The organism is Pseudarthrobacter lactosi, assembly GCF_055412785.1.
Window position 1 is genome coordinate 284385 of record NZ_JBVAYS010000003.1, and the last position, 14990, is coordinate 299374.

14 protein-coding genes and 3 tRNA genes are annotated in these 14990 nt (G+C 66.3%); 5 read left to right on the forward strand and 12 right to left on the reverse strand.

From position 1 onward, the window contains the following. Positions 1–7: 7 nt before the first annotated feature. The 6 genes from ACZY0Q_RS14790 to ACZY0Q_RS14815 all read right to left on the reverse strand — a co-directional run bounded on the left by ACZY0Q_RS14790 (position 8) and on the right by ACZY0Q_RS14815 (position 4632). Complete coding sequence (locus ACZY0Q_RS14790; RefSeq protein WP_463917957.1) at positions 8–985, reverse strand: ABC transporter permease; 978 nt, start codon at positions 983–985, stop codon at positions 8–10. Positions 986–1084: 99 nt separating this feature from the next. Continuing rightward, on the reverse strand, positions 1085–2758 hold the full coding sequence (locus ACZY0Q_RS14795; protein WP_463917959.1) for an ABC transporter substrate-binding protein: 1674 nt from the start codon (positions 2756–2758) through the stop codon (positions 1085–1087). Positions 2759–2830: 72 nt separating this feature from the next. Then, on the reverse strand, positions 2831–3847 hold the full coding sequence (locus ACZY0Q_RS14800; protein ID WP_463918664.1) for a LacI family DNA-binding transcriptional regulator: 1017 nt from the start codon (positions 3845–3847) through the stop codon (positions 2831–2833). A 424-nt stretch (positions 3848–4271) separates the two neighbouring features. Beyond that, positions 4272–4347: transfer RNA gene (locus ACZY0Q_RS14805), tRNA-Phe, on the reverse strand. Between the two features lie 48 nt (positions 4348–4395). Then, positions 4396–4469, reverse strand: a tRNA-Asp gene (locus ACZY0Q_RS14810). Between the two features lie 90 nt (positions 4470–4559). Further along, a tRNA-Glu gene (locus ACZY0Q_RS14815) sits at positions 4560–4632 on the reverse strand. A gap of 167 nt (positions 4633–4799) precedes the next feature. Between ACZY0Q_RS14815 and ACZY0Q_RS14820 the strand changes: the two genes are divergently transcribed. Together ACZY0Q_RS14820 and ACZY0Q_RS14825 are read left to right on the forward strand one after the other, a co-directional pair. After that, positions 4800–5873: a PHP domain-containing protein gene (locus tag ACZY0Q_RS14820; protein WP_463917961.1), complete on the forward strand. Its 1074-nt coding sequence runs from the start codon at positions 4800–4802 to the stop codon at positions 5871–5873. A 53-nt stretch (positions 5874–5926) separates the two neighbouring features. Continuing rightward, entirely contained in the window at positions 5927–6871 is a 945-nt protein-coding gene (locus ACZY0Q_RS14825; RefSeq protein WP_463917962.1) for a DMT family transporter, read from the forward strand. Between the two features lie 9 nt (positions 6872–6880). Here the strand turns inward: ACZY0Q_RS14825 and ACZY0Q_RS14830 are convergent, their stop codons facing one another. Next, a complete protein-coding gene (locus ACZY0Q_RS14830) occupies positions 6881–7510 on the reverse strand; it encodes a class I SAM-dependent methyltransferase (protein WP_463917964.1) in 630 nt (209 codons plus the stop codon). Positions 7511–7583: 73 nt separating this feature from the next. On the opposite strand from ACZY0Q_RS14830, the gene ACZY0Q_RS14835 reads away from it, so the two are divergent. Together ACZY0Q_RS14835 and ACZY0Q_RS14840 are read left to right on the forward strand one after the other, a co-directional pair. Next, a complete protein-coding gene (locus tag ACZY0Q_RS14835; protein ID WP_160677193.1) occupies positions 7584–8012 on the forward strand; it encodes a metallopeptidase family protein in 429 nt (142 codons plus the stop codon). 10 nt (positions 8013–8022) lie between these two features. Continuing rightward, positions 8023–8943 carry a cation diffusion facilitator family transporter gene (locus ACZY0Q_RS14840; RefSeq protein ID WP_463917966.1) on the forward strand — a complete coding sequence of 307 codons (921 nt, stop codon included), beginning with the start codon at positions 8023–8025 and terminating at the stop codon, positions 8941–8943. A gap of 42 nt (positions 8944–8985) precedes the next feature. On the opposite strand, the gene ACZY0Q_RS14845 is transcribed toward ACZY0Q_RS14840, so the two are convergent. The 3 genes from ACZY0Q_RS14845 to ACZY0Q_RS14855 are packed head-to-tail and all read right to left on the reverse strand — an operon-like array spanning position 8986 to position 11208. Then, complete coding sequence (locus ACZY0Q_RS14845) at positions 8986–9477, reverse strand: hypothetical protein (RefSeq protein ID WP_463917968.1); 492 nt, start codon at positions 9475–9477, stop codon at positions 8986–8988. Further along, the gene (locus tag ACZY0Q_RS14850; RefSeq protein WP_463917969.1) at positions 9477–10394 is read right to left on the reverse strand and encodes an MbnB/TglH/ChrH family RiPP precursor modification enzyme; all 918 of its coding nucleotides are present in this window, start codon (positions 10392–10394) and stop codon (positions 9477–9479) included. Before ACZY0Q_RS14850 ends, ACZY0Q_RS14845 begins: the two co-directional genes overlap by 1 nt. After that, on the reverse strand, positions 10369–11208 hold the full coding sequence (locus ACZY0Q_RS14855) for a TIGR04222 domain-containing membrane protein (protein WP_463917970.1): 840 nt from the start codon (positions 11206–11208) through the stop codon (positions 10369–10371). Before ACZY0Q_RS14855 ends, ACZY0Q_RS14850 begins: the two co-directional genes overlap by 26 nt. A 348-nt stretch (positions 11209–11556) precedes the next feature. Here ACZY0Q_RS14855 and ACZY0Q_RS14860 point away from each other — a divergent pair, with 348 nt between their 5' ends. After that, positions 11557–12951: a C40 family peptidase gene (locus ACZY0Q_RS14860; RefSeq protein WP_463917972.1), complete on the forward strand. Its 1395-nt coding sequence runs from the start codon at positions 11557–11559 to the stop codon at positions 12949–12951. A 108-nt stretch (positions 12952–13059) separates the two neighbouring features. On the opposite strand, the gene ACZY0Q_RS14865 is transcribed toward ACZY0Q_RS14860, so the two are convergent. After that, positions 13060–13866 (reverse strand): ABC transporter permease, encoded by an 807-nt coding sequence (locus ACZY0Q_RS14865; RefSeq protein WP_463918665.1) that lies wholly within the window; start codon positions 13864–13866, stop codon positions 13060–13062. Between the two features lie 112 nt (positions 13867–13978). Next, positions 13979–14923, reverse strand: a complete 945-nt coding sequence (locus tag ACZY0Q_RS14870) for an ABC transporter ATP-binding protein (RefSeq protein WP_463918666.1) — start codon at positions 14921–14923, stop codon at positions 13979–13981. Between the last annotated feature and the right edge of the window lie 67 nt (positions 14924–14990).

Sequence of the window (14990 nt, forward strand, 5' to 3'; positions counted from 1 at the left end):
ATCAGTCCTAGTTGCTGCGCACGCGCGGGTCGAGGCGGACGTAGAGGATGTCCACCAGGAAGTTGGCCAGCAGCACGGCGGCCGTGATGGTCAGGAACAGGCCCTGCATAAGCGGGTAATCGAGTCCTTGCACGGCGGCCAGCAGCTGGTAGCCGACGCCCGGGTAGGCGAACACCACCTCGGTCAGGAGGGCACCGCCCACCACAAACCCCAGGCTCATGCCGAAGGCGGTCACGGATGGCAGCATGGCGTTGCGGGCGGCGTAGCGGAACATGATCCGGCCCGGGCGCAGGCCCTTCGCCTCGGCCATGGTGATGTAGTCCTCCGCGTTGGTGGCGATCATCGTGTTGCGCATGCCCAGCATCCAGCCGCCGATCGAAACCAGCACGATGGTGAGGGCCGGCAGCACCAGGTGCATGCCGACGTCGGACACGAACTCCCAGCTGAAGCCGGGGGTGATGGTGTCGCTGAAGGCGTGCCGGATGGGGAACCAGCCCAGCGTGACGCCGAACAGGTAGAGGGCGCCCATCGCGAGCCAGAAGTAGGGAAAGGAGCCGATGAAGATCAGCAGCGGCGGGAGCGCCGAGTCAACGGCGCCGCCGCGGCGCCACGCCGCCAGGATTCCCAACAGGTTGCCCACGACGGCGGCGATCACAAGTGCGGTCCCGCCCAGCAGGAGCGTCCAGCCCACCTGCGAACCGATCACTTCCGTGACCGGAGCGGGGAAGCGGGACATGGAAACCCCCATCTGGCCGGTAAGCATGTTGTGTAGGTAGCCGAAGTACTGCTCCCAGAGCGGCCGGTCGTCCACGCCGAGCAGTTTGCGCAGCTGCTCGATCTGCTCAGGCTGCATACGGTCCTGGTTCCGGGCGAACATCCGGGAGACGGGGTCGCCGGGCATAAAGCGTGGGAGCAGGAAATTCAGGGTGATGGACACCCAGAAGGCAATCAGGTAGAAACCCAGGCGGCGCAGGATAAAGCGCACGGTTTCCCTCCATTCGGGAATTGCGGAAAGTTTTTGGGTGGCGGACCCGCGCCCCATTGGAAGAGGCGCGGGCCCGCCAGGAGAAAGGGTGGCGACGCGCTACTTGCGCGGTTCCAGCGTCGTCAGGACCAGGACGGTGGTGGGCGACTTCACCGAGAGGGTCGCGTAGGGATTGTCCTCCGTGGGCCAGCCGGTGAACCGGGTGTCATTGAAGGCGCCCCATTCCGGGCCGGAGAACAGCGGCACCACGGGCGCGGCGTCGTTGTATTCTTCCTGGAGTTTGTCGGCGATGTCCTGCTGCTTGGCCTCGTCGGCTTCCGCGGCGAACTCGGCGAGCAGCGCGTCTGCTTTGGCGTCCCCGAAGCGGTGGTAGTTGTCGAACGTCTTGGTCCCCACCGGCTTGACCGATGCGGTGCCCATTGCGTTGTTGAAGTACTTGTACGGGCTGGGGTCGTTGGCGCTCCAGACGATGCCCGAATCGAAGTCGCCCGTCTCGTAGCCGGCTACAACAGCCGCCCAGTCCGGGGAATCAACCTTGGCCGTCACGCCGACCTCGGCGAGGTTCTGGGAAATCACGTTGGCCACGGAAAGCCAGTCGGACGAAGAAGCGCCCACGGAGATCTTGAACTCGAAGGGCTTGCCGTCCTTCAGCGTGCGTTTGCCGTCGGCTCCCTTGGCAAAGCCGGCCTTGTCCAGCAGCTGGTTCGCAGCGTCCACGTCCAGTTTGGTCCACGTGCAGTTGTCCTTGACGGTGGCGTTCTTCCACTTTTCATAGTTGCCGGACAGGCCTGTGCAGTCGGCCGGCTTCGCGTAGCCGCTCATGCCGATCTTGGTCACCTGGTCGCGGTCCACGGCCATGCTGAGTGCCTTGCGGACGTCGACGTCGTTGAAGGGTGCCTTGGTGGTGTTGAGTTGCCAGTTGATGGTCGCGCCCGTGGCCGGGAACCAGTACTGGCGGTGTTCCTTGTCCTTGGAGACGAAGGTCTTTTCAATGTTCGGAATGTACTGCGGCGCCCAGTCGACGTCGCCGTTCGCGGCGGCGAGGTTGGCGCCGTCGTTCCCGGCGAAGGCAAGCATCTTGATGCCGGCGATCTTCTGCTTTTCCGGCTGCCAGTAGTTGGGGTTCTTCTTCAGCACGAAGGACTGGGCCTGGAAGCTGTCCACCTCGGTGTACGGGCCGGTGCCCACCGGCGTTGCGTTGGTGTCCTTGCCCGGGTCAGCAAGCGCGGACCAGATGTGTTTGGGCAGGATGGTGAGCTGGCCGAGGTCGTACAGGGCCGGCGACCAGGGCTTGTTGAAGCTGAAGGTGACCTTGTTGGCGCCGTCGGCGGTCACCGTTTCGAGGTATTCAAAGCCGCCCTTGATCTTCTTCTGCAGTTCGAACGTGTACGCCACGTCTTCTGCGACGAACGGCTTTCCATCCGACCACTTCACTCCATCGCGGAGGGTGAAGGTGATGGACTTGCCGTCGGCTGCCGCCTGCCACTCAGTGGCGAGCCACGGCGTTGTGTCCCCCTTTGCCGGGTTGAAGATCAGAAGGGACTCGTAGATCGACTGCTGCACCATGGGGTTCACCGTGGGTGCGAAGGGGTTGAAGTTCTGGACGAACGTGCCCATGTCCTCGCGGGGAATGGTCAGGAATGCGCTCTCGGCTGAGGCGCCGGTTGCACCTGTTGTGCCCTGGTTGGCTGAGCAGCCGGTGAGCAGGAGGGCTCCCACGGCCAGGCCGGCCGCCGTGATTCGGGCAGCCCTGAAGAATCGCTGTTGTGTCATGATGGGTATCTCTTTCCTCTCTTCATCGCTGAAGGTGTGGTTGGGGTTTGCTTTTCAGGTAATGATTTGCCGTCAGACTGAAAAGCGTTCTAGCAGCGGACAGTCGACCATTTGCTGATGGGCGATGATCGGCTGTCCTGCTGTAAGGCTTGCGAGTGTCTGGACACCCAGCGCACCCATCTCCTCGAAGGGCAACGCAACCGTGGTCAGTTTTGGCCTGAGGTAGGCCGCAATGAGTTCCTGGTTGTCGAAGCCGATCACGGCGATGTCTTGGGGGATGGCGAGCCCGCGCTCCTTGATGGCGTCATAGGCGCCCATGGCCATCCGGTCGTTGAGGCAGAACAGGGCAGTTGGCCTGCCGTCCCCAGCGGGATATCTATCAAGAATTTGGCAGGCTGCCTCGTAGCCGCCGTCCGCCGTCGCGTATCCCGAGACTAGAAGATCAGGGTCCAGTTCCAGCCCTGCTGCGGCGAGCGCTTCACGGCACCCCTCCAGTCGTCCGACGGCGGCGGGGATGTTCGGATCCAGGTTGATGACACCGATTCTGGAGTGGCCTGCCTGGAGCAAGCGCTCGACGGCGACGCGCCCACCTGCGCGTTCGTCCGGGACGATCGAGGGCAGCTTCCCGTCCGCGTCGAAGCAGTTGATCAGGACAGTGGGCACCTCATGGGCGCTTTCCGGAACGTGCACGGCCCGGTGGAAGGTGGCCGCGTACAGAAGTCCTTCCACCCTCTGCTCCAGTAGCTTTTCAAAGGCTGCATCCTCCATGCCCTGGTTGGGTCCTACGGCATCGGCCTGGTCGGAGGGCGCGATGAGCAGGAACCGGCGGGACAGCCAGGCCTGGTCCTGTGCGCCCTTGATGATGTCCACGGCGAACGGTGCCGTGACAATCTCCGTGACGATGCCGTACCAGTCGCTTCGCTGGGAGGCCAGGGCCCGAGCGCCGGCGTTGGGACGGTAGCCGAGTGTTTGGACCGCCTCAAGGATGCGGTGCTTGGTGTCCTGCGAGACGTTGGCGTGCTCCCGGTTGCTGAGGACGAAGGACACAGCGGTGCGGGACACCCCGGCGTGCTTGGCCACATCCGCCATGGTGACTCCACGCTGCGCAGGGGCTGCCGCCGTCGTACCTGCTGCGCGCCTCTTCGCGGCAGGTGCGGGTGGGTTGCTGTTCGCCATTGAATGCTCCGGGACTTCTGCGTGGGGCCTGTCTGGTGACCGGCCGGATTCATTTAGTAACGCGCGTTACATGCTGCGTGTGATTTAGGTTACGCGCGTTACATGGGACCTGTCAACGGCTGGCGTAAAGAACTTTCCGTGGTGCATGGCTTCGTCGCGTGGAACCCCTATGACGCGCAATTTCCCCAGCGACACGGAAAATCCCTGACGCACCTATATTTCGGTGTCACCAGGGAATGTGCGCGTCGGCAAGGAATGTGCGCGTCATGGACCGGCCGGGAAGCAGGTGGTTGTTAAAGAAGAAAAGCACCAGTTCCGAAGAACTGATGCTTCCCAGTGGTGGCTCCGACCGGCGTCGATCCGGTGACCTTTCGATTTTCAGTCGAACGCTCTACCAACTGAGCTACAGAGCCTAGGTGACATGTCACCTTGACCGCCGGAATTTCTTCCAGCAATCAGAGCGACCCTGACGGGACTTGAACCCGCGACCTCCGCCGTGACAGGGCGGCGCGCTAACCAACTGCGCTACAGGGCCTTGATTTTCTTGCTTCGCGGCATCGCTACCGCTTTTTTCAAGGCTTCCAGCTTACCAGACGTTTTCAGCCTGCCAGACCAGTTCCTTGCGTACCCCCAACGGGATTCGAACCCGTGCCGCCGCCGTGAAAGGGCGGTGTCCTAGGCCGCTAGACGATGGGGGCCAGAACCCGTTCGGCACAAAATAAAAGGCTTCAAGCCGTGGCTCTCAGTCTTCTCGTTTGCAGTTGCTCCGAACTGGACTCTAAAACTATAGGGCCTCGGTGGGAATAACTCAAAATCGGCTCCCGGACACCTGACTCAAGCGGCCGGAACACGCGAAGATGGACAGATGGATGCCGTCGCCGCACTCAATGAAATTGCCTTCTGGCTGGAACGGGAACGCGCTGCCACGTTCAAGGTCCAGGCCTTCCGGAAGGCCGCCGGGATTATCGCCGGGCTTGACCCGTCCGAGGTGGCAGCCAGGGCCCGGGACGGCAGGCTCAAGAGCATGAAGGGCATCGGCGACAGGACCTACCAGGTGGTCCGGCAGGCCGTGGACGGCGAGGTGCCCGAGTACCTTGAGGATCTTCGCCAGCGCAGCGCGGCGCCTCTTGCGGACGGCGGGGCCGCACTGCACGGAGCCCTCCGGGGCGACCTCCACAGCCATAGCGACTGGTCCGACGGCGGCTCCCCCATCCAGCTGATGGCCGATGCCGCCCGGCTGCTGGGCCGCGAGTACCTGGCACTGACAGACCACTCCCCCAACCTGACCATCGCCAACGGGCTAACCGCGGAGCGCCTGACCGAACAGCTCGACGTTGTGGCCGCCATCAACGCCGCCTCGGCAGGTGAGAGCTCGGCAGGTACCGCCTCCGCAGGTGACGGCGACGGATTCCGGCTCCTGACCGGCATCGAGGTGGACATCCTGGAATCCGGCGAATTGGACCAGTCGCCGGAGATGCTGGACCGGCTGGATATTGTGGTGGCCAGCGTCCATTCCAAGCTTCGGGCGGACCGCGCCACCATGACCCAGCGGATGCTCCAGGGCATCCAGAACCCCCGGACCAACGTGCTGGGCCACTGCACCGGACGCCTGGTGGAGGGTTCCCGTGGCACGCGCCCGCAATCGGACTTCGACGCCAGGAAGGTCTTTGCCGCCTGCGCCGAAAACAATGTGGCGGTCGAGATCAACTCGCGCCCCGAGCGGCAGGACCCGCCGGACGACCTGATCCAGCTGGCCCTCGACGCGGGCTGCCTGTTTTCGATCGACAGCGACGCCCACGCTCCGGGCCAGCTCGACTTCCTCCAGTACGGGGCCGCCCGTGCCGCGCACAACAACGTGCCTACGGAGCGCATCGTGACCACCTGGCCACTGAAGCGGCTGCTGGAGTGGTCGGCCCGGGATTGGCAGAAACTCGACTAGACGTGACCGATTCCCGCCAGCTGCCGGCGTTGCCGCGGGGATAGATTGGCAGCATGGCTTCAAGCACCCCTCCCATCGCAGCAACATCAACCGCGCTTCGCCCGCCACCTGGCCGTTCCAACGCGCTCGGCGTCGCTGCCGTGGTGGTCACCGTGGTGCTCTGGGCGTCGGCGTTTGTGGGCATCCGGGCGATCGGGCCTACCTTTTCCCCTGGCTCCCTGACCCTGGGCAGGCTGGCGGTTGCCGCCGTCGTGCTCGGCGCACTGGTGCTGCCACAACTGGCCAAAAGCAAGCTGCTGCCGCGGGGCCGCGAATGGTGGCCCATCCTGGGGTACGGCGTCATGTGGTTCGGCGGCTACAACGTGGCCCTGAACGCGGCGGAACACCTGCTGGACGCCGGGACCGCCGCCTTGCTGATCAACGTCAACCCCATCCTGGTGGCCATTATGGCCGGATTCTTCCTGAAGGAAGGCTTCCCGCGCTGGCTCATTATCGGGAGCCTGGTGGCGTTCGGCGGGGTAGCGCTGATCGCGCTCGGCTCCGGCACGGGTTCCGGGGAACGTTCGACGGCGGATGTGGCGGGCGTGCTGCTTTGCCTCCTTGCCGCCGTGCTCGCCGCCGTCAGCGTCATCATCCAGAAGCCCGTGTTGCGGAAGTTCCCGGCGGCCCAGGCCACCTGGTTCGGCATCATGGTGGGGGCCGTCTGCTGCCTGCCGTTCAGCGGCCAGCTGGTGTCTGAGCTGCAGTCGGCACCGCTGCCGGCAACACTGGGCCTGGTGTATCTGGGCATTTTCCCCACCGCCATCGCCTTCACCACCTGGGCCTACGCGCTGTCCCTGATTGATGCCGGAAAATTGGCGGCCACCACCTATCTTGTGCCGGGCACCACCATCCTGATCTCCTGGCTGCTCCTCAGCGAAGTGCCCGCATTACTGGGCCTGGTGGGCGGGGTGGTCTGCCTGGTGGGTGTGGGCCTGACCCGCCGCAGGTCCCGGTAGGGGCGCCGCTCAGCGAAGAGTCGGGCTCGCCTTTGCCGTACCCGCGATGATGGGCGTCGCCAGGGCAACAGCGGGGGCCTCCAACCTGCTGACCTCCGTGAATTCGAACCCGGCCTCGCCGATGGATGCCACCGTGTTCCGATTGAGGTGGCACCCGGGCGCCACGCAGCGGCCCCACAGACCGTCGAACCTGTCCTGCCAGCGGGCCGCCCGGCCCTGTCCGCGGACATGCTCCAGCACCGCTAGTGTCCCGCCGGGTTTGAGCACCCTGCGCGCCTCCAACAAGGCAAGCCGCTGATCCGGCACCGAACAAAGTACCAGGGTGAACACAACAGCGTCCGCCGCGCCATCCGGCAGCGGCAGGTGCTCCGCATCGTCGTCGGAAATCTCCACCGGAACCGATGACTCCCCGAGCCGTGCGCTCAATCTGGCCCGCATGTAACGGTCCGGCTCTACGAGGATTACCCGCTCAGCGTGGCGGAAGTGCCGCAGGTTCGCCCCGGTGCCTGCGCCGACGTCCACCACGGTTCCTGTCAGCCCGGAAAGCAGCAGCGCCCGGCGAGGGGCGAGCTCCCGGCGCTCCACAGAGGCCGATAACGCATCGTAAGTTGCGGCGAATAGGCGATGGCGGACGGACATCCGGCTCCTCACAAGGCGGTCAGTGACGGGTTTCAGTATGCACGCCCACCCGGCTGCGGACTAGAGTCTGCTTATGCCCGCCAACCTGCCGCCCGGCCTGCCCATCATCCCGGATGGCCCGCAAGAGTCCGGTCCGTTTGAGATGTCCGCTGACGATTTCGAAGCCGCTGTCACGGATGCCCTGGGACTGATTCCCGCCAAGCTGGCGGCCGCCATGGACAACGTCGCCGTGTTTGTCGAGGACGACTACGTGCCCGGCCCAGGCGAGGACCCGGACACCGTTCTGCTGGGCCTTTACGAGGGCGTTCCCTTGACGGAAAGGGATTCGTGGTGGGATGCCGGTTCGCTGCCGGACCGGATCACCATCTTCCGCCAACCCATCCTGGACATCTGCGGGTCCCGCGACGAGGTGATCCAGGAAGTGGCTGTGACTGTGGTCCACGAGATCGCCCACCACTTCGGCATCGATGACCGGCGGCTGCACGAGCTCGGCTGGGACTAGCCTTGTAGGCATGGGACACGACCACAGCCACACGCACGGGATCACGGCAACGGGCCGGCACCGCAAACGCCTCATCGCCGTCCTGGCCATCACTCTTGCGGTGGTGGTGGTCCAGGTGATCGGCGCGGCGCTGTCCGGATCACTGGCCCTGCTGGCGGACGCCGGCCACATGCTTTCAGACGCGGCCGGCGTGACCATCGCGCTCCTGGCCGCCTGGATTGCGGGACGCCCGGCCAGCGATCAGCGGACCTACGGCTACCAGCGTGCCGAGGTCCTGGCAGCCCTGGCCAACGCGCTGATCTTGATTGTCATCTCCGTGGTCATCTTCACCGAGGCCATCCGCCGGATCGGCTCCGCACCCGAGGTCCACACCGACATCATGCTCTTCGCCGCCATCCTGGGCGCGGTGGCCAACCTGGTCTCGCTGCTGATTTTGCGCGGCGCGCACCAGGACAGCCTGAACGTCCGGGGCGCCTACCTTGAGGTCCTGGGCGACCTGCTGGGCTCGGTCGCCGTGATCGTTGCTGCCCTGGTCATCATGTTCACCGGTTACCAGGCCGCCGATACGATCGCCTCCGTACTTATCGCCCTGATGATCCTGCCGCGGGCCTGGAGCCTGCTGCGCGATGTGGTGGACGTGCTGCTGGAGGCGACCCCCAAAGGCGTGGAGGTGCAGATGATCCGAGAGCACATCCTCAGCGTTGACGGCGTGGTGGATGTCCATGACATCCACATCTGGACGATCACCTCCGGCGTGCCGGTGTTTTCGGCCCACGTGGTGGTGGAGGACGGCGTCCTCAATGCCCGCGGCGCCGATCAGCTCCTGGACAAGCTCACCACCTGCCTGGGCTCCCACTTTGACACCGAGCACTGCACTTTCCAGCTGGAGCCCGCCAGCCACTCGGAGCACGAATCGCGCCAGCACGCGTAGCAGGACTCCCAGCAGGACGACGACGGCGGGGCATTCAGTGGGTCAGCGGGGACCGCTTAGCCAGACCCAGCGGCGGTGACTACCGGCTGCCCACCACCGGGCACCCCCAACGCGCACGCGGCGGAGCCCAACCCACGAGGCCGGGATTCGTTCCCCCTCCGGTCCCGGCGCAGTGTCCATCCGCAGCATCAGAGCCTCCCTGGTGGCAGCTGCGGGGAGGTTCCCCGACGCATCCAGAAAGTCGATCAGGCCTGCACCATCGGCGAAATAGCCGGGCCCCGGGTGGTGCGTAACGTGCCAGCCGAAATACAGGTCCCATAGTGCAGGATCGGCGCGTATGGCGGCCACCAGCGCCGGAAAATGCTGCCCCAGGCCACCCAGCCGTTTGCGGGCCAGCCCCAACCGGACGGCAGCCACACGCTCGGGATCAAATCCCTCGGGCACAGGACCGTCGGCCACCAGTGCGGTCACCAGTTCCTGCTGCCGTGCGGCCAACACCGAACGTGCCGCCGCCAGCGCGGATTCGACCCCCATCAGGCGATGCCCCTGGCCTCAGCCACCGGCGTCACGCGCGGAGTTCCGGCGGCGTCGGCAATAGCGTCAAGCTCAGCAAAGAAGACCTGTTCCGGCGGGAAATTGCCGTCCCGCTCCAGCATCAGCGGCAGGGGCCCCGTGACCCTGACGAGTTCGGCGGCTAGTTCCAGGACTTCCCGGGGCACCGGCTCCTGGTGTGTGTCCTGATAGAGGCCATCCAGCACGGCTCCCCCGGCTATGTGGCAGTACGCGATCCGTTCAAGCGGAAATTCAAGGAGGGCTTTCAGGGGATCACGGCGGTTGTTTACGGCGTTGGCGTAGACATTGGCCACATCGAGCACCAGCAGCGCACATGTCCGCTCCAGCAACTCGGTCAGGAACTGTCCCTCGGTCAGGGTGTTGTCCGGCCATTCGGCCAGGGCCGCGATGGGCTCCAGGGCGAGCGGCACGTCAAGGCCGGCCTGTGCCTGCCGCACATTGGCTGTGAGGACCAGCAACGAGTCGTTGTTCCGCGGCACGGGCAACAGGTGGCCGGCTTCAAGGAGATCGGCGTGCGGCGCCCCTGCCGGGACGTGGCCGCCGGAGCGGACGAAGGCGATGTGCTCGCTGACGAGCGGAGCGCGGACCGCCTCTCCGGCTTTCCGCAGGTGCGACAGCCGGGCTTGGTCCACCTCGCCGGCCGACCCCAGGGACAGCGAGATGCCATGCGCGACGACGGTCGCTCCGCCGTCGATCAGCTCTTGCAACGGTGCGGGGACCTCGATGCCCCTGCCGTGATCGTGCAGGTTTTCGGCCACCGCCTCAACAAAGGACAGGCCTGACAACCGCGCGATGGGTCCGGCCAGGCCCGGCCGCCAGCCGATCCCAAGGCCGGGCGATAGAAGCCCGCCGTCAGCCACCGCAGCCGCCGCCACCACAGCTGCCGCCGCCGCTGCTGCAGGACGAGCTGCCGCCGCTGCCGGAGGATGAGTCCGAGGATGACACCGGGTCCCCGTAATAGGTCCCCGCGCCTGCCCCCGCGCCCGCCACCGGAATACCCATCGTGGCGGCATAGGCGGGGGCGGCCACCCACAGGCCGGCCGTGCCAAAAAGCGCCGCACCCAGCGCAACCCGGGCCGGGACGGCTCCGGAGTAGCCGGCTGGCCTGTCGGGCCTGAGGTCCTGGTTCTGCCGCCGGAGTTCACGAAGCACCTGGATACCGGGCTGCGTGATGGTCGGGATTTTTATGGCCAGGACAAACAGGGCGAAGAGGCCTGCGATGATTGCGCCCACCAGGTCGGTGGTTGCACGGCCGTTCAGGATGCCCGCTGCCACGCGCACCACACCGAGGATCAGAAGCAGAATGATGGCCCATTTGAGGGCCCGGAGGACAACCATGACGCCGCGGCTGCGCAGCAGCCCTAGCCGGGCCAGCCGGGCGTGGCGGTCATTGAGGCGCCCTTGGACAAAGGCATCCGCGAGGCACGACTTCGGCGTAACCGCGGCGTTCCGTACGCTGGCGCCAACAGCCTGAAACAGGGGATCCTGCCAGTTGGCGTCCAGGAATCGCCGTTCTTCCGGGGAGTACTGTTCGCTGCTTGGGTTGGTGGCGAGCCAATGGCTGACGGCCACAGCGTGGAACGGTCCGCCGCTCAGGTAGGCCAGATCGAGCGGAGCGAGGGAATGCGGGTCAACCTTTCGCCGGAGCGGGAGCAATCCGCCGGTGAACAGGCGGAGCAGAAAAATACACACGCCAAGCAAGAACCCCAACGCCACGTACCACGCCAGAAAGTCTGGACCTTCAATGCCCCATGTCGGCTCCACGGTTAGCTCCCCCATCGCTGTAATACTCCCCCAATGCTACGGTTCCCGCGTCAGTTCCGGCATGGAGAGATCTCCCCTGCGATGGGATCGATTCGCGACACGCCGGATCGATATGTGCCGGAACCGCACTCTTGTTGTTTATGTTATTGATGTGACTAGTGTTGCCAAAGTGCACACGCTGACGTAGCCTCGGACTGCTGGGAGATCAGCAGAGGGGCTCCTTGTGCCGCCACCAGACCTCGCTCCCCCAGCCTTACTGCGTGCGAGGTTCTGCGAATGGGATTGACCGGATCCGGCCTGAAGGCCGCCGTGCTGTGCACCGCCGTCGTACTTTTCGGCACCATGACCCTTCCGGCCCAGGCAGCGCCGCCGCAGGCTCCCAGTCTCCAGCGCCCGGCGTCGCCGGAGCTTCCCACCCCGGAGGACATCGCCACAGCCAAGGCGAGTGAACGCGCGACGGCGGATCAGGTCACCATCATCGAACGCCTCCTGGCGGACGCCAAGAGCGCCCAGCAAGCCACGTTTGCCTTGTCGCTGCAGGCCAATAACGCCTACGGCGAAGCCCTGGTTGAACTGCAGGACCGCCGGACGGCGGCGCAAGTGGCAATGGCGAAAGCCACCGTGGCCACGCAGGAACAGGACAGGACCCGGAAGCAGGTGGGTCAGCTCGCCGGCGACCTATACCGCAACGGCGGGCTGAACCCTACGCTGGGCACGTTCGTCAGCGGCAACGCCGAAGCCTTGCATCAGGCCGCAACGCTGGAAGCCATCTCGGCCAGCCGGAGCCGCGCCTTCGAATCAGCAGCCTCGGCCGCGTCCGCAGCGCAGTCCCTGACGGCCGCCGCCGACGACGCCAACCGGGCCGCCGACGACGCCGCCCAGAAGGCCGAAGCCCGCAAGGAAGAGGCTGAACAGGCCAACGCCACCCAAGCGAAGGCCGTAGCCGAAGCCGCGGCGCAGCGGACAATCCTCGTGGATCAACTCGCCCAGCTGCGGGACACCACAGTGGCCCTCGAGTCAGCTCGCATTGACGCTTTGGACCGGCAGCGGGAGGAAGCCAGGCTCGCCGAGCTCACTGCGGCTGCTGATCGGGCTGCGGCGGCGCAAGCAGCAGACCGGCCCGCCGACGCTCCGGCACCCGCACCCGCACCGGCCCCTGCTCCAGTACCCGTACCGGCCCCAGCACCCGCCCCCGCACCTCTTCCCGCACCTGCGCCCGCCCCGGCGCCAGCACCGGCGCCTGCGCCCGCGCCTGCTCCTGCTCCTGCTCCTGCGCCAACACCGGCCCCATCGCCGGGTGGCTCCAATGAGACGGCTGTCTCCGTGGCGATGTCCAAGGTGGGGTCGCCGTACTTCTACCAATACGGCGGCACCGGCCCCAACGGTTTTGACTGCTCCGGCCTCGTGCAAACGGCCTTCGCCGCCGCGGGCAAGTACCTGCCGCGCACGGCTGCGCAGCAGTACGCGGCCGCTCCCGTGCACGTGCCGATCTCCCAGGCACGGCGCGGCGACCTGCTGGTCTGGGGCTCAGCACCGGGCTTTTATCACGTGGCCATCTACCTGGGGAACGGCCAGGTAGTGCAGGCACTGAACCCGGACGAGGGCATCGGCGTGACCCAGTTGAGCTGGATGGCCGGGATGCAGCTCCACCCTTACGCAGCCCGCTACTGACGCGGCCAGGGCTCCTGTCCGGGACTTCAACTCAGGGCTCTGGCCTCCAGAGGTCAAAGCGTCACCAGGGGTCAAAGCGCAGGTCATCCAAACCCAGGGCTTCGAGGCTCAGGACAGCACGTCCTTGGTGACGAACCGGCCGTAGGCGAGCGCCCCGAACACGGCCACGTAGCCCGCCTGCAGTAGCGCGTTGCTGGCAAAAGAGTCCCACAGCACCGGCTGGCGCAGGACGTCTGCGAAGCCGAACCAGTAGTGCGTAAACAGCCACGGGTGCAGCCATTCCAACTGGGGCAACTGGTCCAACACTTGGGAGACCACCGAGAGCACCACTGTGGCGGCCATGGCGCCCACCGGGACCACCGTCAGGGTGGACAGGAACAACCCGATCGCCGAGAGTCCGGCCAGGGACACCGCGAGGTACGCAGCGATGAGGACCAGCCGCAGGGCGGCCTCAGGCGGCTGGACGACGTCGCCGGACAGGAGCGTGACCGGGCCGACGGGGAACAGCGAAGCCCCGATCGCCGCCCCGGCAAGGGCCACCGTGACGGGCGCGGCAATGCAGAACGCCAGCGCTCCGGCATACTTCACCAGCAGCAGGCGCACCCTCCCCGCAGGCGCCAACAGCAGGTAGCGCAGGGTGCCCAGGCTGGCCTCGCCGGCGATGGTATCCCCCGCCACCACGCCAATGGTCAGGGGTAGGAACAGCGGCACGGAAACCAGCATCGCCGTGACCGCCACAAAGAGCCCGTTCTGGCTGATCCGGTCCAGGAACGCCGGTCCCCTCCCGGCCGGAACGGATGACGAGAGCCGGACGGCGACGGCGATCAGCACCGGTATCGCGGCCAAGGCCACCAGCATGGCGGCGGTCCGGCGGCGCCGGAACAACGTCTTCAGCTCAGACGCCAGCAGGGACAGGCTCGAGGGCGTACTTGGAGCGCTGCCGACCTCAGACCCACTGCCGGTGCGCGAACCACTGCCGGCATCAGGAACGCCACGGGCTGCCGGAACACTGCCGGCTGCAGAAGCACTATTGGGCAATGTCGAACCCCTCCCCCGTGAGCGCAACAAACCGCTCCTCCAGGCTCTCCCGCTCCACGGTGAAGCCACGGACCCGCACCCCGGCCGCCACCAGCTCCGCCACAATGTCCTCCGGGGCCTCCAGTCGGGGCGCGGCCGCGACCGCGGTCAGCACGCCCCCGTCCGGTTCAGATGTTCCCGTTCCCGGGGACATGCCCAACCGCAGCAGGACCTCACTGGCCGTCCCGGCGTCGGGCGTTAACAGGCGGATCCGCGTTTCGCCGGCCTGGCGGAGCTCCGCCAGCGGCCCCTGCGCCACCAGCCGTCCGGCGCTCATGATGGCCGCGTGCGTGCAGATCTGTTCCACCTCAGCGAGGAGGTGGCTGGACACAAAGACGGTGGCACCGTCGGCGGCCAGCGACCGGACCAGGCTCCGCACTTCCCGGGTTCCCTGCGGGTCCAGCCCGTTGGTGGGCTCATCGAGCACCAGCAGTTCCCGCGGCGACAGCAGCGCATTGGCGATCCCCAGCCGCTGCTTCATGCCCAGGGAGTAGGCGTGGACCCGCTTGCCGGCAGCGTGTGAGAGACCCACGCGGTCAAGCGCGGCGGCCACGCGGGCGGTCCGGGTAGCGGGGGCCGCATGCCGGCTGGCGGCGTCCAGGCGGTGCAGGTTGGCGGTGCCGGAAAGGAACGGATAGAACGCCGGCCCCTCCACCAGGGCACCGACGCGCGGCAGGACCTCGTGCAGGCGCTGCGGCATCGGCAGTCCCAGGACACTGACGGTTCCGGCCGACGCCGCGGCAAGGCCCAGCAGCATCCGGATGGTGGTGGTTTTGCCGGAACCGTTGGGGCCCAGGAAGCCGAACACTGCACCGTGCGGCACGGCGAGGTCCACGTTGTTGACCGCCACTTGGTGGCCGAAACGCTTGGTCAGGCCTTGGGTTTCGATGGTCAGCCCGGCCGTCCCGCTCCTTTCAACGCTGGTCCGGGCGGCCGCTAGCCCGGCAGCCGTCCCCCCGGCC